The following is a 545-nucleotide window of genomic DNA, read 5'->3' as shown; positions in this document are numbered from 1 at the left end:
ATATCGCCGGTGCTCGTATGAGTGGCCTACGCACTTATTTTGGTAATCCAGTCTCGGATCACGCTGACCATCATCTCGATCTGATCGGTATCGGTCATCTGTTTGCCATGAGTACAGATAAAGAGCTAAACACCTTATCTGAGATACATTATCGTCATGAATTCGGTGAACAAAAGATATTTCGTCTAAAGTTCAGCGACGAAAAAGTCAAAAATGAGCGCGATACCAAACAATCAAACTTCCATTCTCAGTGGCTGTTTGGCAAAGACGTTACTTACACCAAGCTTGCCAGCATGCTATCTAAAAAAGCGCGTATCAAGATTACCAATATCACTGACAGCTATAGCTTTGAGCAATACAAAGCGGATAACAAACAATTTGTCCCTTTATATACACTCGATAAAGAAGGCAAGCTGAGTGTGATTACGGACAAATTCGATGGTGTTGTGCCCCGTGATCGTAAGCTGGTCGCTTTGGTCGTCGATGACGATATACAACCAAAACCTGTAGACGTGACTGACAAACAAGTACAAGCACGTGCCGTC

At 43.1% G+C, this 545-nt stretch carries 1 pseudogene; it reads left to right on the top strand.

The annotated features are described in order from the left end of the window. Positions 1-545 (top strand): annotated as a pseudogene (locus tag ACS8FD_RS23825) (cation:proton antiporter); the annotation flags it as partial.

The sequence above is a fragment of the Psychrobacter sp. 1U2 genome, assembly GCF_051847575.1.
The sequence above is the reverse complement of the archived record's forward strand: the minus strand, read 5'-3'. Positions and strand labels throughout refer to the sequence as shown.